Source organism: Leisingera sp. M523 (genome assembly GCF_025141335.1).
Taxonomy (GTDB): domain Bacteria; phylum Pseudomonadota; class Alphaproteobacteria; order Rhodobacterales; family Rhodobacteraceae; genus Leisingera.
The window spans coordinates 1,346,908-1,362,797 of sequence record NZ_CP081036.1 but is presented as its reverse complement, the minus strand read 5'-3'; the positions used below and the strand labels follow the sequence as shown (position 1 = coordinate 1,362,797).

Below are 15,890 nucleotides of genomic sequence, written 5' to 3'. Positions count from 1 at the left end.
ATGGCCGGGAGAGCGCGGTGCAAGTTCGGCCCTAAAGCACAGACCGCGCCGCCCTGGGCATGGCGACGAGAAACTGCCCACCCACGAAAGGATAGATGAATGGCAAACGATATTCTGGAAGCGAAATGGGCGGAAACCATTCCCGACCTGCCAGACAACGAACCGGCCCGGTATTTCAATGTCGTCGGCAAATACTGCACCGCTGAACGCGATTACATCGAGATCACCCGCATCACCGTCCAGACGGATGAACCCGGCCTGCACTGCAATATGCGCCGCGTCTGCATCTGGAATGAGGAGACGCTGCTGGCGGAGTTCCCGTTCATTGCGGCCGGCGCCGTGGGGTATGTGTGATGACACCGCTTACAGGAGAATGGATTGAAGACTGGATCGCTGGCATTGAGCCGAAACCGGAGCCCCTGCCCCCTTTCAAGATCGAGGCCGTGGTCAAGTTCAATAGAGGCGAAGCCTTTGTTCTGAACCGCGAACCCAAGTTCATATACGAATTTCAGGGCAAGGACCTGATTGCCCGCGACGGACCGTTTGTAGATTTCCTGCAATACGAAGCACCAAGAGGTCGGTTTAAGGCTTTCGCCGGACGCGAGCTCCCCCTGCCAATGAAGGACGGTTCCTCGACGCTAGCCAAAGGCCAGTACTGGTCCGCGCACCTGCCTGGAATGTCGAGCATCACATACAACACGAAAGAGAAACTGCTGAAATGCTACGTCTATTTCGGATGTATGGGTGACCCCGAGGCGCTGAAAGCCCTGCGTGATGCCTACACGGGCGATGTCTACCCCTATTACGCTTACGAAGCCGTGATTCAAGCACCGGGGCTTCGCATCAAAGCCTTCAATGCAGAGCGCCGATTTGATCGCGCCAAGCAGCACATCCTTCGCAACCTCCGATCCATCAAGCGGGAGCGTGACGATCTCCTGCGTTTCGTCAACGGGAGCGCCCAATGACCCACAGTAACATCATTGATCTCGACCTGATCATCGTGCGCCTGACCGACAAGGCCGCTCTGGTGAAGGGCGCGGAGGACGCCGACGCCATTTGGCTGCCGCTGTCCCAGATCGAACTGGACGGGGAACCCGGCGCTGTCGGCACCGTCAGCCTGCCCGACTGGATGGCGCAAGAGCGGGGCCTGATCTGATGACACCAGAGATCCGCACCCTCGCCCCCGGCGAGAAAATCTCTTCCCCGGGGTTCTACAACATCCCGCTGGATGTCCACCACAGCCAGTGCTGCGAAGGCGTCAGCGTCACCAGCGGCGTGCTGCGCCGCATGAAGCTGGAGTATCCTGGCGATGTCTGGGCCTTCCACGACCTGAACCCGAACCGCTGGGAGCGCGAGGAGACTGACGCGCTGCGCATGGGTCGGGCGATGGCGGCCTATGTCGAAGGCGGCGAGGCGGAGGTGGAGCAGCATTTCTATGTGCTGCCTGACAACCGCCCGCAGCGCCTGACCCGCCAGCAGATGGTTGCCATCAAGGAAGGTCGCGGCAGCAAGTCGGCCATGCAGTCCCTGTCCTTCTGGAAGGAAGCGGACGCCGACCCGCGCGACAAGATCACCGAAAGCCAGATGGACCTGATCCGGGACATGGGCCGGGCTCTTAAACTGGATCCGGCGGCGCAGGCTCTGCTGGGCGGCATCCCTGAAGTAACGATGGCATGGTTTGATGAAGCAACGCAGATCTGGTGCCTGTCCCGTCCTGATCAGGTCGCCTTCGACGGCTTTGTTGGCGATTACAAGAAAGTCAGCACGCAGGGGCAGCCCTTCGACAAGGGCATCTGCAACCGGCTCATCAAGAAACACCGCTACGACATGCAGATGGCCTTTGCCCATGAGGCCTTCGAACATCTGACCGGCTACCAGCCGCAGGCAGTCGGCCTTGTCTTCCAGTCTGACCGGCGGCCGCACTTCGTCATCCCCGTCGAGGTCGGGGAGGAGGAAACCGCTATGGCCCGCTTCCACAATCACCAGCAGCTGCGCCGGTTCCGGGAATGCCTGGACAACGGCCACTGGCAGGAGCCCGGCGAACACCCCGGCATCTTCCGTTGGTCCGATGAAGAACGGGAGAGAATTCTTGAGGAAATGAACAAGGAGGCCACCGCGCCATGAGCACAACCGAACAACCACTTACCGAAGATCAGTTGCGCGCGCAGCGTGAGCAACAGCTGGTCCTTCGCGAGAGGCGCCGGCAAGAGCTGGGGGAGACCCAGTTTGCCACCAACGCCCAGGGCGGCGCGCTTATGCAGCCCCGGAATGGCAAGGAACTGATGGACATGGCCAACATGATGGCCACCTCCGGCAGCATGATCCGCGATTTCTATCGGGAGAGCCCAGGTGACTGCGCGGCCCTGATCATGATCTGCCAGCCCTATGGCTTCAATCCGTTCATGGTCAGCTGGAAGACCTACAAAGCCAGCAAGAATGCCGATGCGCCTATTTCCTTCGAGGGCCAGTTGGTCAACGCAATGGTGAACCAGTCAGCACCTATCAAGGGTCGCCTGAAATACAGCTACGATGGCGAAGGCCCAACCCGGCGCTGCACCGTTGTGGGCATCGACCGGGAGATCGGCGAGGAAATCACCTACACCACTCCCGAGCTGAAGAGCATTCCGACCAAGAATTCCCCTCTCTGGAAAGGGGACCCGGATCAGCAGCTTGGCTATTTTGCGGCCCGGTCTTGGGCGCGGCGTCACTTCCCGGAACTTCTTCTGGGCGTCTACACCCGTGAAGAGATCGAGGAGGTGCCCCGCGTGCCTCGTGACGTGACGCCTGCCGAGGCCAAGCCGGGCGGCTTTGCGGCAATGGCTCAACGCGCGCGCCAGCAGAAGGAAGAACCCGAGGACGCGATGGATCTGGAGGCCGAAGCCGACGAGCAGGCCGCGCCGATCGAGGGCGAGATCCTGCCGGATGACGATGAGAGCGATCCGGAGGCCAGCGAAGAGACGCAGGCGCCCGAAGGTCAGGAGCAGGAGCAATCCGGCCCCTTTGAGTTTGATGTGGGCTTCACCGCCTTCCAGCAAGGCAAAGCGGCTGCTGACTGCCCCTATGCCGAGGACGACCTTGAGCACCGGGCGCCATGGATTGCGGGCTGGAAGTGCGCTCAGCGCGAAGAAGGTGCGGAAGCATGAGCCTCGACACAATGCCAGCCCCGACATCCGATCTGCAGCACGAAATCGAACACCTGAAGGCCAACCGGGACGTTCTGGAAAAAGCGCACGGCGACCTGGCCCGCTCCAACGAGCAGCTGCTGTCCAGCAACCGGGAGCTGGAGGAGGAGGTGCAGGACCTCCGGGACCGTCTGGACCGGGCGAAGAATGCCCACTTCGAGCTGCTGCGCGATGTGCAGAGGACCCTTCCCACTGTCACCCGCCTCTTGTCCGAGAGCGCGTCCGACATTCTCGACGCATATTCGTGAGGCCCATCATGAACGACCAAGTGACAGAGCAGGACCCGTCCGACCCAGAGGTTCAGGCGCGGATGCGCCGCAACCAAAAGGTTGCCGCAGAAGCCAAAGAGCTGATCATCAAGCGCCACAAGAAGCAGGGCGTGGAAACCTGCTTTGAAAACACGGCAAACACCATCGGCGTGCTGTGCTCGGAGCTGATCCTGGACAGCCACGCCCTCGCCGGTGAGCCGCTGGCCAATGCCATGCGTGACCTTCTTCACCATCATATCGACCGCGCCCTTTTCGCCGTTCATGCCTCCAAGGACGCACAAAACCCGGCTTCGCCGAAAAAGCACTGAGGTTCCCCCATGACTGGTTTTATCACCCCTAAAGAAGCCCAAGCCACATTGGCTTGCCCTCTGTCACGCACCTTTGGAGACGACGCTCTGATGGCCAGCTGCCGCGGCGCCGGCTGCGCGGTATGGCGCTGGACGCCGATCCCGGCCAAAGACCCGCGCTTTGTGCAGGCCGCAAACACGGAAATGAACCGGCTGCATGCCGCGCACAAATTCGACAACCCACTGTCTGCTCGCAAAGTGAACGGCTTTCACCAGGAGGCCGTGGCCAATATCCATAAGGCCCCCAAGGACCACGGATTGCCGGAAGGCCCCGAGCGCGGGTACTGCGGCCTGGGCGGGGAGCCGAAGGCATGAACGAGTTTGCCCGCATCCATTCCCCGCACATGCTTCCAAAAGTCCGCTCTGGCGCGATCATGGAGGCCGCCAAAGGCTCCCCCTGCACGCTTCGCATCGCATCCTTCATCCCGGGCCGCAGCTGCACCAGCCGGGAGACATCGGTGGGCTGTCACCTCCCCATTTGGGGCAAGGGCGTCTCAACAAAGGTCACGGATATGGCCGTCGCATTCGGGTGCTCCAACTGCCACGCCATCATCGACGGCGTGGATCGGGAAGCCCTCCGCTACCTCGAAGAGAAGTTCGGGGCCGCGATGACCACACGGATGCTGCACGGGCTGACCGAGACGCATTCCTTGCTGATCAGCAAGGGAGTCATCGAAATCCCAGGCGCCACCTTCATCTGATCGGAAGCACGCATGAACCAGCTTGCCACAATCCCCGCAACACGCCTTGCCCCGTGCGTGAAACCTCGCCCCGTCGCAAACTATGGTGAAACGAAGCTGAGCATGGAAGACCGGTTCCGCGCTCGGATGCTAATGGCGCAGAAGATGCCGGCACCACGGCAGGAACCGAATTCTTCACCTCAAGGATACAGCCCTGAAGAGCACCGGCAGATCCGGGACAAGACCATTGAAGTCGCCGATGGCAAGTGGCTGTCCTCTTTTACGATTGCCCGGCGTGTGGGCGCTGAAAGATCCGTGGTAGGCAGCAAGATTTCTGAGCTGGTTCGTCAAGGCGTCATGATCGCCAAGGGCCCCCGTGGCAAGCGCCTCTACAAGAAGAACCCCAAGAAGACCGAAAGCCGATGCCGGGATGAGCGCCTGAAGGAGCGGACCGAACTGGTTGGCAAGATCGTTGCGGATCAGCCCGGCGTTACCAGGAGCGAAGTTGTCAAGGCAACGGGGCTGACCAAGGGGCAGGTAGAAACCTCTCTTGAAACGCTCTTCAAGCTAGCTCTGGTGCGCCGGGAGATCGGCCCAAAGGGGCGAGCATTCAGATACTTCCCGGCCGAAGTTGAGGGGAAGGAAACATGATCGAATTCCTCGCAGGCATTGCCATTGGCGCGGGCAGCGTGATCGCCCTCGCCTTTGCGCCCCGCCGCAAGCGCACCGCGCCGCCGGCTCCTACCACGCCAACGCGCGCGCAGTTGGAGAACGCAATCAGTGTTGCACGCACGTATTTCGCCACCATCCAGAAGCGTGAGGGGTTTGAACCCATGTCCGGGAAGCTGGCCAGATCTGGAATGGCCAGGATGGAACGGGCACTTTCCGCCCCCACCCCGGCACACACCAACACCGACACCATGGAGGCAGTATGAGCGACGACAGCCGATATGAGCGCGCAGGCGGCGGCGCATTCCCGTTCACTGAGCAAGGCCCAGGCGGTGAAACCTCAATTGCGGATCCTGGCATGACGCTGCGCGACTGGTTCGCTGGACAGGCTATGGCGGGCCTATCGACTCTGGCCACAGATTTCCCCGCAAGCGAACTCGCGAACGACGCCTACCTCTTTGCCGATGCTATGCTGAAGGAGCGCAGCAAGTGACCCACCCCGACACCAGCACTGCGGCCGTAGAGGCCCGCTGTCAGCACCTTGATTACGTCGCCCATGACCGGAATTCACAGGATGCCGCGTTGATGCGGGCGCTGGCGGCGGAGCGGGATGCGCTGGAGGCAAAGCTTGAAGCAACACTGATCGCCTCAGAAACACTTGGGGCAGCGGCGCGCAATGCCGGGGAACGTGACGGGCGCAAGGCAGCGCTGGAGGAGGCTATCGCAGTATGCGAGCGGGGAGACATTCTCACCGCTGACAGTGCCGCTGCCCACCTTCGCCACCGTCGCGCCCTCCAGCCCCAGCAGGAGGAAGGCTGATGACTGACATGACGGCCCGTTCCGTGAAGTTCATCTACACCAACTGGAAGGGTGAAACCTCCGAGCGTTGGGCAACCCCGCTTTCATTCCGCTGGGGCACGGCTGAGTGGCACCCGAAAGCCGGCTGGCTGATGCGCGCCTTCGATCACGACAAAGGGGCGGAACGGGAATTCGCGCTTCGGGACTGCATCTTTTCCCGCCCCGTCCCCGCCGTGACGGTGAAGCCGCTGGATTTAGAGGAAGCTGCGCAAATAATCTACGAGCGTGGAATGCGTTATCTTCGCCTTGATGTTCCAAAGTGGTTCCCTGGCGGCAATAGTTTGGCGCAAAATGAAGCTCGCTCGATTGCCGCCGCCCTCTCTCCCCAGCCCTCCCCGCAGGTGACGCCGGAACAGGCGGCGCGGGTAGATTACGTTTGCCCAGATGACGATACGGCACTGAACTATCTTGAGGCCACGTATGGCAACGATATGCGCTGTGCAGTGTCTTGCATGATTGACGCCATCCGCGCCATCGCAGGAGGTGACGCATGAGTGCAAATTTCCCTTGTCACGGATGTTGGTGGAAAGAGTCCGGTCGTTGTTTCAATGACAATTTAGGCCTTGGCCCCGCCCCAAGAGACACGCCCATTTTTAGCGGCCAAAACGGCTTTGAAATCACCGACAGGCATCTCGAAGTTTGCGCTGAGGCGCGCAACAGGGGGCGCCGTATTGACAATGCTCGAAGCATCCTTGCCCGCGCCGCACTACAGGAGGCGAAATAGATGGGCTGCCCGGACAAGCCCGCGCCGCCGACCCACCTGAACCGCCCCCGCCAGAGTGCGCCCACGATCAAGCAGAAGATCCGCCAGGCGCAGACATACAGTGGCCGCTACCGCAAGAAGCCGGTCACCTTGCCGACAATGCCGAAGTTCAAGAAGGACGCCTAAGCCATGGCCGCGCCACGCGTTACAGAGGCTGCCATTCAGCGCGCCATCAAGGCCGCCCAGGACACCGGCATCCCTATTGGTGCGGTGATCGTGAACAACCTCGACGGGACAGTACGCATAGAGGTCCAGGTGCCGGAATCATTGGACGAACATCCTAAAGTCGTGCCACCCTTAGCCCCCAAGAAGTGGAATAAGGGGTGAGTGATTTGAAGGTCCACTTTCCGGGGTATGTGATTGAGCGCAATCGCAACGGATCTCCGCGGTATCGTGTCCGCGTCGAAGGTCAGAAGGGGCGCAAAATCACTGTTCCGGTTGGGCACGATCACCCGGACTTTCCGAACCATTACTATGCTGCCAGATCGGGAGAACTGTGGGCGCCAACCGAGACCCGTTCCGTGGAACGCTCTCTAGACTGGCTGAAAGACCGGTATCTGACCTATCTGGAAAAGATGGTGAAGGCCGGCAACCTCTCTGGCGACACCCTGAAGCAGCGCCGTTCGATGTTGAAACGGGTTTGCGATTTTTCCGACCCGGAAGGTACTCGATACGGTGAATGCGATCTGGATGCTCCTCCAAGCGCCTTTGTAGCAATCAGGGATGACTGGGCAGACCGGCCCGGCGCGGCCGACAACATGATCAAGTCGATACGCGCGATGTATCAGTGGGCCATTGAGCACGGCACCACCTCCACGAACCCTTGCGCCGGCATCGGCAAGATCAATCTGAATTCCAAAGGCGCCACCCCCTGGACGGCAGACGACTTGAAAAAGTTCAAGGAATGCCATCCCAAAGGGGGCACTGCTCATCTTTGGCTGACCCTCCAAGCCTTCACCACCTGCCGGATCGGGGATGCTGTCTGGCTCGGGCGGGATCAGGAGAAGATCTACAATGGGCAGATCTACCTTGAGTATCAGCCGCGCAAAAAGGGTTCGGCGCCGGTCTCCATTCCTATGCTCCCGCCACTTTATGAAGCCACCAGGGCAGGCAAAGTGGTTGGGCCGTCATACATCCTGAATAGCAGCGGCAGGCCCTATAAATCCACCGAAGGCCTGCGGGTGCGGGTGCAGAGATGGCTGAAGGAAGCCGGGATCACCGAAAGATCATCTCACGGCATCAGGAAGGCAATGGGCGAGCTTTTGGCTGAGGAAGGATGTTCCCAGCACCAGATCATGGCCATCATGTCCCACACCCAGGCAAAGACATCTGAGGTCTATACGAAGGGTGCCGAACGCCGGATTTTGGCCACCGGAGGGATGCAAGCTCTGGCCACTCTGGACTGGTGAGGTGTACCGCACCCCGAATTTGCGGTACACCCGACCTAGCAAAATATGGCTCGAACGCACCTTTTGATATTCCTGCCGGGCCTACCACCCTCCCCGCCCTGCCTCCGGTTCGGCTGCGCTGTTTCGACCCTTCCCGATCCACCGATTTACGTCCGGAAACGGCCGATGCCATTCCAATCCCCGGTCTGGCAGGAAGCTTTTGCTTTTTTCTAACCGCCAGATGGCTAAAGTGGCCAATGAGCAGGCCGGTTTTATTCGTTTCGTTGTGTTTCCAAGCTGTTTTAGGGCATCCATCCGGCCACTAGACCTGTAGAGGCACGAAAGAGCACAATGGCAACCGAAAAACTCACAATCATCAAGGCAGACGTCAAGAACGAGGTGACCAAGGCGGTGAAGCCGAAGTTTGTTCAGCTCGGCAATATGAATTTTGCCGCCACCGTGGAAGTCGACAAGAAAGTGGCCGCCGAACTGGATACCGACGCCCGTTTTGTCGCCAAGCTTTATGATGACGCCACCAAGGAGTATAAAAAGCTTCTGGCCGAATGCAGCCTGCGCGTCAGCCAGGCCAATGATCTGGGTTCGGTGCTGCCGCTGACAGATAAGGAATGCAAAGAGCTGGACGCAGACATCAAAAAGATCTTTGCCAAATACGAAAAGTCGATTGAGCAGGTCGCGACAAAACATTTCGACAAGTGGAAGCAGGCCAACAAAGACCGCAAGAAATACCGGATCAAGGTGGTCAGCGCGATTGTGCTTGGCAGCGCCTGCGCCATCGGCAGCACGGCGTCATTGGCAGCGGGTGCGGTGACCGGCGGCGTGTCGATTGCCGCCAGCATTTACGGCATTGCGCAAAGCATCGTCTCGGTGGCGCGCGCTGTGCAAAAGGTGACGTCCGACATCGTCAAAATCCATGGCGAGCTGGAAAAGGCACTGAAACAGCTGGTGAGCGCTTATGAGAAACAGTCCAAGGCCAAGGTGAAGGCCAAGGAGATCGGCAAGGAATTCCTGGCCGACTTCCTGATGATCGAAACCGCGGGCTTCAACCGGGTGGATAAGCATCTGGAGACCTACAAGGCCAAACTCAAGAACATCGATCTGGAGATTGCGGGCCTCGGCAAGGAGCTGAACAAGCTGCTGGATAAGCAGGGCAAGCTCGACAAGGAGATCGAGAAGAAGCTGGGTAAAATGGCCAAGGACCGCAACTATAAAAGCAAAAAGCTCGACGGGCTGTTTGCCGCCATGGAAGCGGCCCGCAAGGCCACGGCCAAGCTGATCAAGGATATCGAGGCGTATCACGTCAGCATCAAACCGGCCGAAAAATTCCGCGACAATGCACAAAAGGCCGTTGATGCCCTGCGCCACAAGGATCCGGTCTGGACCAAATGGGCAATCTGGATCGGCAGCCTGGGCCTTACAACCGCAGTGACCAGCATCGCATCGGGCGGGGAAAACCTGATCAAGGCCGCCTCGGCAATAGAACAGGGTTTCACCGCACTGTCCAAGGAACTTGCCTGAACCTGGCAGCACGCTTGCGGGCCGCTGAAGACAGCGGACCGCAAGCAGCCTGTCCGGACCAGCCCTGGCAAGGTATTGCCCCTCCAGCCTCGCCCACGGTCACACCCCGCGTTTGCTATTAAGCCAGGCAGTCAGGCCTGCGGTTTCCACTGCTGTCAGCGCCCTGTTGACCACACCATAGGCGTAAAGCTTCTGGCTGACCGGCAAATCCCGCAGCCCCGCGGCGATGGTCAGACCGCCGCTGATCACCACACCGGTTTCATCTGCGCGCCATTCTGTGGCCTGCGCTCCCAGATCCGGAAGCGGCACCGTCAAACGATCGTCAACCAGGTCGTTTGACAGATACCAGGCACCGCTGACCGGCTCCTGCATCAGCAGCGGCCTGAAGCTGTCCCCTCCCTCCTGCAGCGCATGGAGGCCGGGGACATTGCGCACTGAAACATTGCGCACCGATCCTTGGGTCGCGGGTGTGCCCTCGATCCAGAAGTTGCCACCGGAACCGTCGCCACGCAGCAGAACCTCAACCGTGCCATTGGCGACCTGCCAGGGGCCAATCCCTGTATCATCCGCGCTGGTCCCCACCCGGGCGCGGAAGCCCCCCGACAGAAAGCCAAAGACTTCGTAAGACACGAGATACCAGTCCCCCACCGTGATCCCGGCCCCATCCTTGTAGGCATAGGACGTGCCGGAACCATCACCGGTGCAGGTAAAGCTGCCATCGCCGTTGTCCGTGAAATTCCTGGTGGTTGAGAACGGAGCCGCGAACAGCTCCGTCCCCTGTCCGCTGAGGCGCTGCGCCAGCGGCCCGGCGCCCGCAGCGGCCATTACACCCTGTGCGCCATCCAGTATCAGCGCCACCGGATCGCCGGGACCGGCCACCGGTACCCGGCCTTTGATGTCCTGAAACATCCCGCCGGTGCTGGACGGATCCCAATGGCCGCCAAGCGCGCCGGGTGCATCAAACAGGGCAGCGGGCGTGAACGGGTGCGGTGCAGCCGCCGGACCGGTCAGCCTGGTGGCGGAATGCCCCAGCCCCAGCATCAGTACCACCCAGCCACGGATGCGGTCGTACCCGTCGCTTCAATACCCGCTGCGGAAAACCCGATGGTTTCACCGGCGATAACCGCATAGGTGATGATTGTGCCCGCCTCATCGCGCAGCACCAGATCCCCCGAGGCCAGCACCCGCAGCACCCGCGGCCGGACCGGCAGGTCGGTGCCGTCCTGCGGCGTGATCAACATGTGATGAGTGGCAGGGCTTTCCAGCCCGCGGCGGTGGTTGGAAAACGGATCAATCTGAGGCATGAGAGCTCTCCCAACAGTGTTTCTTTCCCGGACAAGCTGCCCGGGGCCCGATTGATAGCTGCAAAGAAAGAAGATTGGGAAAAGCGGGCGTGCGCTGCAGGCCGCCGCTACGCAACACCTGATCGCATTCAGGCGCCCGCCCCGTTCGGCGGCCAGTGCAGCTGCCAGTGCGGATTAGCGGTCAGCGCGCGATTACGATGTCAGCCTTCAGCCCGCCCAGATCCGTGCTTTCGCCCAGCCGCAAAGTGCCGCCATGAGCACGTGCAATGTCCGCCACAATCGCCAGCCCGAGGCCAACACCAGACCCGCGGTCCTGATTACGGGCCGGATCCAGCCGGGTAAACGGGCGGATGGCATCGCCGCGCTGGCTGGCTGGAATGCCGGGGCCGTCATCTTCGACCCGGATCCGCATGGAGCGCTCGGTCATCGCCACAGAAACCCGCGCTTGCGAGCCATAGCGCACAGCATTGGATATCAGGTTCTCCACCGCCCGCCGCATCGGCTGGCGGCGCAGCATCACCTCGCCCGCGCCGGACATTCCGCCCAGCGTCACCTGTTTTTCCTGGCGCTGCCAATCGCTGATGATGGTACGGACCAGCTCTTGCGGGTCCACCGGTTCAGGTTCGCTGACAGCCGCCCCGCGGGAAAAATCCAGGAATGCATCCAGCAGCGCCTGCATTTCATCCACGTCGCGCAGCATCGGTGCGGCGTCCTCCTCGTCCAGCATCGCCAGTTCCAGCTTCATCCGCGTCAGCGGCGTGCGCAGATCATGGCTTACGCCTGACAGCATCAGCGTGCGCTGCTCGATCTGCCGCTCAAGCCGGGCCCGCATATCCAGAAAGGCGCTGCCGGCCGCCCGCACCTCCAGCGCGCCGGCCGGCGAATACGGCACCGCCCGGCCGCGCCCGAAAGCCTCTGCCGCATTGGCCAGCCGCTTGATCGGGCGCAGCTGATTGCGCATGTAAAGGAATGAAATCAGCATCATCAGAAAGCCGAACAGCAGCATGGTGACAATCAGCTGATGCGGTGCTGCGGCAGTTACCCGGCGGCGGTCAAAGCTGAGTTCCATCAGCCCATGCGCCGAGCCGAAATAGACCTGCACCGTGCGGTCCGCCGGGAACCGCGCCGCGAGAAACCCCGGAAACGTCTTTTCCAGCTCTTCGCGCACCACCCGGCCGGAAAACTCAATCAGGCTGAACTGATCCTCCGGCAGCGGCGCACCGGGCGGCAGAAACCGTGCCTGCATTTTCAGCGGCTGCAGCAGCGGCCCCATCTGCGCCAATGCGGCCTCCTGATCCGGGGCGCTGTCCGCCACCTGGCGCAGCAACTCGAACTCGCGCTGAATGGTGGCCGTCATCTGCACGGTCACATCCTCCAGATCGCGTTTGATGAACACGACCGACACCACAATCTGCAGCGCCACAATGGGCACCACCAGGATCAAAGCCGCACGGGCATAAAGACTGCGCGGCATATATCGTTTGAGCCATTTGAAGAACATGGGCTAAGCCTATAGGGCGGTTGGAAAAGAGGAAAGACGATCCAGGCGCGCACCGGCCAGGAAAACAGCAGCGGAGCAAAACCATGCAGGCACCGGATGAATTCAACCCGCAGGCAGGCCTGGCCGAGGAGTTGGAGCCAGGCCTGCGCCGCATTCTGGCGCCGAATCCTTCGCCGATGACATATCGCGGCACCAATACCTATGTGATCGGCACCGGCGGCCTGGCCGTCATTGATCCGGGGCCGGAGTCCGAACCGCATCTTGCCGCGATCCTGGCCGCTGTGCAGCCGGGCCAAAAGATTACCCATATCATCGTGACCCACAGCCACCTGGACCATTCGCCGCTGTCCCGGGCGCTGGCCCAGGCAACCGGTGCGCCGGTCTATGCCTTTGGCGGGCCCGCAGCCGGGCGCAGCGCGGTCATGCGGCAGCTGGCCGCCGACGGGCTGGCCGGCGGCGGTGAAGGCATCGACACCGGGTTCTCTCCTGACATGACAGTCGGCGACGGCGACGGCGAAATGATCCGCGGTGACGGCTGGGAACTGGAGGTCATCCACACGCCCGGCCACCTCGGCAATCACATTGCACTGGCTTGGAATGATGCCTGTTTCACCGCCGATCATGTGATGGGCTGGGCCAGTTCGCTGGTGTCGCCGCCGGATGGCGACCTGACGGATTTCATGGCCTCCTGCCGCCGCCTGCGCCAGCGCAACTGGCGAGTATTTCACCCAGGCCACGGCGCCCCGATCTTTGATCCTGCCGGACGGCTCGATTGGCTGACCGCCCACCGCGAATCCCGCGAGGCCGCAATTCTGGACGCGCTTCTAATTGCGCCGGCCAGCGCGGCCTCCTTAGCCCGGCTGATCTATACCGAGACCCCGCCGGCTTTACTAAAGGCTGCTGAGCGCAACGTTTTCGCTCACCTTGTTGACCTCACCGGCCGCAAGTTGGCCGCGCCGCAAGGCGTCCTTTCCGCCACCGCCGTATTCGAACAGCGCGGCGGTTGATTTTTTTCAAAAAAGTCTCTCACGCCCTCTGGACGCCTGATCCCGAGGGCGCTATACGGCACGGACCGTTCCGGCGTAGCTCAGCGGTAGAGCAGTTGACTGTTAATCAATTGGTCGTAGGTTCGATCCCTACCGCCGGAGCCAACACACATATGCAATGTGTTGGAAATGGACGATAAGACACTTCACCTTGAGGGTCTTAGACTGTTGCACCACCCCTTGAAACACCCGTTATTTGCACCGCCTGCGAGAGTCGGGCACTCAGTGCAATTTAGACGCCCTGGCGGGACACCAGTGGAACTATCGTAGCCGGTCCCTGAGGACTTCGTAGGGCGACTTTCCTTTGTGCGCGCCATGCGGTCTGTGGAAGCTCTAAAATCGCTCCCGCCCAGATGCGCAGTTCCACGCCTGATGCAAGCATGTCCGCTGCCGGGATCCTTGGCATGCCAGTGGAATTCCGCCTGGACCTCACGGCCGTTGTCCGACCGGATCTCACGAAGACGGCAGGCGTCCTGATGCTGCGGGCCGGGTATACGCTCAGGAAGCAATCAATGCGCAAGGTTCAATGGTAAGCGTTGCATCTGACCCCCGATTTATTGTCTTTCGGCACCGATACTCCACCACTATATTGGCGCGTAGCGCCAATATAGAGATGAATTCCAATCAGGTCGCATCCGTTCCTTTATTTTATTTTCTGATGCTCAAAGCAGCGTACAACATGGGATGAACTCGAAATTTTGTAGTTCCATCTATTTGCCGCTCTGCAACCGGTCGGTTGGTTTCAAAAATCCAATCCCAAGGCCGGTCTTCACGAAGCTTCAGCCCGACAGCCCCGATAAGATGCAAACGATACAAAACCATTTGGCATAGTTCGATTGGCTCGAGATGAATGCTCTCGTTTACATAGCTAACCAACCTGAGCCAAATTTCATCTGAGTGTAAATCTGAATCTTGACCAAACGCGTCATACAAATTGTCTATGAACTTGGAGTGTGCCAGTTCACTCGCACTTCGGTATGCTGGTAAGCCCCTAAGTTGCTCCAACAGGATCGCGATTCCCGGAAATGTACCAGACCACTCGTGAATGAGTGTTTCGTGGCGCAGGTTGGAGTAGTTAGCTTCGCCCTTGAGAAAATTGTTTTTGCTTATTGCAGATTTGTTATCAGCAGCCTGCATTGCCAAGTTGATGAAGTTAATTATATCCCGAGGTCTCCGCAGGGTTCTTTCGTAGATATAGTCCCAAGGGTTCGATTTCGTGGTTGGATTCTGCTTGAACACGTCGGAAAAGCCAACGTTTTCGGATGAATACTGGCGGCGACACATCTCGCCTATGCGCTTTTCCGCGAGTTCCTTCAGTTGAGGTTCGGACCATCTCAATCGAATGATGAGATCATCATACTTTTCAATTTGGCGCCTTCCGGATGGCGTCTCTTGTACCATCCTAACATATAGGTCGTTGCGTAGAGACACTACGACTTGAAAATTTCTTAACTTTTTCAGGTTTTTCAAGCTTTCGAACAAAGCTTGAAGAAGTTGAAATTTGATGTCCTCATCTACCCAATGCTCGTCCAAGCCGTCCACGGTGATGAAGTACTTATCTTGCCTACCGCGAGTATAGTCTGAAAGCGCAGAAATAACGGATGGGATTTCTGTTAAGGTAGCTTGGTTTAGAAACTTTCTTGCACGTTGCTGAAGTTGGATTTTCTGTTGAGACCCAAGGCTGTGAACGTATCCGGCTTTTGCGACAAACTTCTTCAGTTCACCGCCGAAGTTCGCATCAAACTCCTTTTGCAATGAGTCGGTAAGCTCGATAACATTTTCGTCTATAGTATTCCAAAACTGCTCTGCATGATTTTCTACAAAGCTCTCCAGTTTATCTCTGGCTCGCCCGCGAGTCAGTGTGTCAATCAACCTAGCCACTTTGTATTGAAACTGGTCTTTGTCGCGGGCATGAGTTGCAAGTTTTATATACTCAATACAGAAAACGTGTTTCCATAGCGCTTGGAAGAATAGGCTTAAGTCAACTCCCAGAGAGGTGAGAAACAGAATGGTGTCGCTGTTCGCAATGTGATTCATCGCCATGTCATGAACAGCAAGGTCAGACACGTTTTCTTCTTGCTTGTTGATCATTCGCAGAATTGCAGTCTTTCCCGCACCAGTGCTGCCCAGAAGAAATGTTGTCGGTGAATTTACGTCTGTGACTTCGCTGTATGCAGGGTGATCTACGAAACACTTGAAGAGAAACTCGTCGTCATGTTCAGCGCCGTTTTGCCCGATGTTGATGCTGTCGTTGAATACAATTTTGTCGGCACTCACCTTAATCTCCCAAGTCATAGAATGCGTCGGGAGTCTTGTGCATTTCGAGCGCTAGGTCCACCCCAATAAG

The 15,890-nt window shown here is 59.2% G+C and carries 23 protein-coding genes and 1 tRNA gene; 20 read left to right on the top strand and 4 right to left on the bottom strand.

What is annotated here, in order from left to right:
• Positions 1 to 99 precede the first annotated feature (99 nt).
• The 18 genes from K3557_RS06735 to K3557_RS06650 all read left to right on the top strand — a co-directional run bounded on the left by K3557_RS06735 (position 100) and on the right by K3557_RS06650 (position 9,692).
• Positions 100 to 354 carry a hypothetical protein gene (locus K3557_RS06735; protein ID WP_259998614.1) on the top strand — a complete coding sequence of 85 codons (255 nt, stop codon included), beginning with the start codon at positions 100 to 102 and terminating at the stop codon, positions 352 to 354.
• Entirely contained in the window at positions 354 to 965 is a 612-nt protein-coding gene (locus K3557_RS06730; RefSeq protein WP_259998612.1) for a hypothetical protein, read from the top strand. The genes K3557_RS06735 and K3557_RS06730 overlap by 1 nt, the downstream gene beginning before the upstream one ends.
• Positions 962 to 1,156: a hypothetical protein gene (locus K3557_RS06725; RefSeq protein ID WP_259998610.1), complete on the top strand. Its 195-nt coding sequence runs from the start codon at positions 962 to 964 to the stop codon at positions 1,154 to 1,156. Before K3557_RS06730 ends, K3557_RS06725 begins: the two co-directional genes overlap by 4 nt.
• Positions 1,156 to 2,124 (top strand): PD-(D/E)XK nuclease-like domain-containing protein, encoded by a 969-nt coding sequence (locus tag K3557_RS06720; protein ID WP_259998608.1) that lies wholly within the window; start codon positions 1,156 to 1,158, stop codon positions 2,122 to 2,124. Before K3557_RS06725 ends, K3557_RS06720 begins: the two co-directional genes overlap by 1 nt.
• On the top strand, positions 2,121 to 3,143 hold the full coding sequence (locus tag K3557_RS06715; protein ID WP_259998606.1) for a recombinase RecT: 1,023 nt from the start codon (positions 2,121 to 2,123) through the stop codon (positions 3,141 to 3,143). Before K3557_RS06720 ends, K3557_RS06715 begins: the two co-directional genes overlap by 4 nt.
• Positions 3,140 to 3,430 (top strand): hypothetical protein, encoded by a 291-nt coding sequence (locus K3557_RS06710; protein WP_259998604.1) that lies wholly within the window; start codon positions 3,140 to 3,142, stop codon positions 3,428 to 3,430. Before K3557_RS06715 ends, K3557_RS06710 begins: the two co-directional genes overlap by 4 nt.
• An 8-nt stretch (positions 3,431 to 3,438) precedes the next feature.
• Positions 3,439 to 3,759 carry a hypothetical protein gene (locus K3557_RS06705; protein ID WP_259998602.1) on the top strand — a complete coding sequence of 107 codons (321 nt, stop codon included), beginning with the start codon at positions 3,439 to 3,441 and terminating at the stop codon, positions 3,757 to 3,759.
• A gap of 9 nt (positions 3,760 to 3,768) precedes the next feature.
• Complete coding sequence (locus K3557_RS06700; RefSeq protein ID WP_259998600.1) at positions 3,769 to 4,113, top strand: hypothetical protein; 345 nt, start codon at positions 3,769 to 3,771, stop codon at positions 4,111 to 4,113.
• Positions 4,110 to 4,499 carry a nuclease domain-containing protein gene (locus tag K3557_RS06695; protein WP_259998598.1) on the top strand — a complete coding sequence of 130 codons (390 nt, stop codon included), beginning with the start codon at positions 4,110 to 4,112 and terminating at the stop codon, positions 4,497 to 4,499. Before K3557_RS06700 ends, K3557_RS06695 begins: the two co-directional genes overlap by 4 nt.
• Before the next feature lie 57 nt (positions 4,500 to 4,556).
• On the top strand, positions 4,557 to 5,129 hold the full coding sequence (locus tag K3557_RS06690) for a hypothetical protein (protein WP_259998596.1): 573 nt from the start codon (positions 4,557 to 4,559) through the stop codon (positions 5,127 to 5,129).
• The gene (locus tag K3557_RS06685) at positions 5,126 to 5,413 is read left to right on the top strand and encodes a hypothetical protein (RefSeq protein WP_259998595.1); all 288 of its coding nucleotides are present in this window, start codon (positions 5,126 to 5,128) and stop codon (positions 5,411 to 5,413) included. The genes K3557_RS06690 and K3557_RS06685 overlap by 4 nt, the downstream gene beginning before the upstream one ends.
• Entirely contained in the window at positions 5,410 to 5,640 is a 231-nt protein-coding gene (locus K3557_RS06680) for a hypothetical protein (RefSeq protein ID WP_259998593.1), read from the top strand. The genes K3557_RS06685 and K3557_RS06680 overlap by 4 nt, the downstream gene beginning before the upstream one ends.
• Positions 5,637 to 5,966, top strand: a complete 330-nt coding sequence (locus tag K3557_RS06675; RefSeq protein WP_259998591.1) for a hypothetical protein — start codon at positions 5,637 to 5,639, stop codon at positions 5,964 to 5,966. The genes K3557_RS06680 and K3557_RS06675 overlap by 4 nt, the downstream gene beginning before the upstream one ends.
• On the top strand, positions 5,966 to 6,499 hold the full coding sequence (locus K3557_RS06670) for a hypothetical protein (protein ID WP_259998589.1): 534 nt from the start codon (positions 5,966 to 5,968) through the stop codon (positions 6,497 to 6,499). Before K3557_RS06675 ends, K3557_RS06670 begins: the two co-directional genes overlap by 1 nt.
• Before the next feature lie 230 nt (positions 6,500 to 6,729).
• Positions 6,730 to 6,894: a hypothetical protein gene (locus K3557_RS06665; protein ID WP_259998587.1), complete on the top strand. Its 165-nt coding sequence runs from the start codon at positions 6,730 to 6,732 to the stop codon at positions 6,892 to 6,894.
• Between the two features lie 3 nt (positions 6,895 to 6,897).
• Entirely contained in the window at positions 6,898 to 7,095 is a 198-nt protein-coding gene (locus K3557_RS06660; RefSeq protein ID WP_259998585.1) for a hypothetical protein, read from the top strand.
• A 194-nt stretch (positions 7,096 to 7,289) separates the two neighbouring features.
• A complete protein-coding gene (locus K3557_RS06655; protein ID WP_259998583.1) occupies positions 7,290 to 8,177 on the top strand; it encodes a tyrosine-type recombinase/integrase in 888 nt (295 codons plus the stop codon).
• 330 nt (positions 8,178 to 8,507) lie between these two features.
• On the top strand, positions 8,508 to 9,692 hold the full coding sequence (locus K3557_RS06650; RefSeq protein ID WP_259998581.1) for a hypothetical protein: 1,185 nt from the start codon (positions 8,508 to 8,510) through the stop codon (positions 9,690 to 9,692).
• Positions 9,693 to 9,791: 99 nt separating this feature from the next.
• On the opposite strand, the gene K3557_RS06645 is transcribed toward K3557_RS06650, so the two are convergent.
• From K3557_RS06645 to K3557_RS06635, 3 genes are all read right to left on the bottom strand, one after another.
• Complete coding sequence (locus K3557_RS06645) at positions 9,792 to 10,742, bottom strand: hypothetical protein (protein WP_259998579.1); 951 nt, start codon at positions 10,740 to 10,742, stop codon at positions 9,792 to 9,794.
• Positions 10,733 to 10,996 carry a hypothetical protein gene (locus K3557_RS06640; protein WP_259998577.1) on the bottom strand — a complete coding sequence of 88 codons (264 nt, stop codon included), beginning with the start codon at positions 10,994 to 10,996 and terminating at the stop codon, positions 10,733 to 10,735. The genes K3557_RS06645 and K3557_RS06640 overlap by 10 nt, the downstream gene beginning before the upstream one ends.
• Positions 10,997 to 11,177: 181 nt before the next feature.
• Complete coding sequence (locus K3557_RS06635) at positions 11,178 to 12,497, bottom strand: ATP-binding protein (protein WP_259991666.1); 1,320 nt, start codon at positions 12,495 to 12,497, stop codon at positions 11,178 to 11,180.
• Between the two features lie 83 nt (positions 12,498 to 12,580).
• Between K3557_RS06635 and K3557_RS06630 the strand changes: the two genes are divergently transcribed.
• Together K3557_RS06630 and K3557_RS06625 are read left to right on the top strand one after the other, a co-directional pair.
• Positions 12,581 to 13,504: an MBL fold metallo-hydrolase gene (locus K3557_RS06630; protein WP_259998575.1), complete on the top strand. Its 924-nt coding sequence runs from the start codon at positions 12,581 to 12,583 to the stop codon at positions 13,502 to 13,504.
• A 69-nt stretch (positions 13,505 to 13,573) separates the two neighbouring features.
• Positions 13,574 to 13,648 (top strand) — tRNA-Asn (locus tag K3557_RS06625).
• A gap of 543 nt (positions 13,649 to 14,191) precedes the next feature.
• Here the strand turns inward: K3557_RS06625 and K3557_RS06615 are convergent.
• A complete protein-coding gene (locus K3557_RS06615; protein ID WP_259998573.1) occupies positions 14,192 to 15,820 on the bottom strand; it encodes a P-loop ATPase, Sll1717 family in 1,629 nt (542 codons plus the stop codon).
• Between the last annotated feature and the right edge of the window lie 70 nt (positions 15,821 to 15,890).

Coding starts and splice junctions, on each gene's coding strand:
- K3557_RS06635 (WP_259991666.1), bottom strand. CDS start 12,497: ATGTTCTTCAAATGGCTCAAACGATATATGCCGCGCAGTCTTTATGCC.
- K3557_RS06725 (WP_259998610.1), top strand. CDS start 962: ATGACCCACAGTAACATCATTGATCTCGACCTGATCATCGTGCGCCTG.
- K3557_RS06705 (WP_259998602.1), top strand. CDS start 3,439: ATGAACGACCAAGTGACAGAGCAGGACCCGTCCGACCCAGAGGTTCAG.
- K3557_RS06710 (WP_259998604.1), top strand. CDS start 3,140: ATGAGCCTCGACACAATGCCAGCCCCGACATCCGATCTGCAGCACGAA.
- K3557_RS06695 (WP_259998598.1), top strand. CDS start 4,110: ATGAACGAGTTTGCCCGCATCCATTCCCCGCACATGCTTCCAAAAGTC.
- K3557_RS06650 (WP_259998581.1), top strand. CDS start 8,508: ATGGCAACCGAAAAACTCACAATCATCAAGGCAGACGTCAAGAACGAG.
- K3557_RS06660 (WP_259998585.1), top strand. CDS start 6,898: ATGGCCGCGCCACGCGTTACAGAGGCTGCCATTCAGCGCGCCATCAAG.
- K3557_RS06715 (WP_259998606.1), top strand. CDS start 2,121: ATGAGCACAACCGAACAACCACTTACCGAAGATCAGTTGCGCGCGCAG.
- K3557_RS06730 (WP_259998612.1), top strand. CDS start 354: ATGACACCGCTTACAGGAGAATGGATTGAAGACTGGATCGCTGGCATT.
- K3557_RS06720 (WP_259998608.1), top strand. CDS start 1,156: ATGACACCAGAGATCCGCACCCTCGCCCCCGGCGAGAAAATCTCTTCC.
- K3557_RS06665 (WP_259998587.1), top strand. CDS start 6,730: ATGGGCTGCCCGGACAAGCCCGCGCCGCCGACCCACCTGAACCGCCCC.
- K3557_RS06700 (WP_259998600.1), top strand. CDS start 3,769: ATGACTGGTTTTATCACCCCTAAAGAAGCCCAAGCCACATTGGCTTGC.
- K3557_RS06735 (WP_259998614.1), top strand. CDS start 100: ATGGCAAACGATATTCTGGAAGCGAAATGGGCGGAAACCATTCCCGAC.
- K3557_RS06630 (WP_259998575.1), top strand. CDS start 12,581: ATGCAGGCACCGGATGAATTCAACCCGCAGGCAGGCCTGGCCGAGGAG.
- K3557_RS06680 (WP_259998593.1), top strand. CDS start 5,410: ATGAGCGACGACAGCCGATATGAGCGCGCAGGCGGCGGCGCATTCCCG.
- K3557_RS06640 (WP_259998577.1), bottom strand. CDS start 10,996: ATGCCTCAGATTGATCCGTTTTCCAACCACCGCCGCGGGCTGGAAAGC.
- K3557_RS06670 (WP_259998589.1), top strand. CDS start 5,966: ATGACTGACATGACGGCCCGTTCCGTGAAGTTCATCTACACCAACTGG.
- K3557_RS06685 (WP_259998595.1), top strand. CDS start 5,126: ATGATCGAATTCCTCGCAGGCATTGCCATTGGCGCGGGCAGCGTGATC.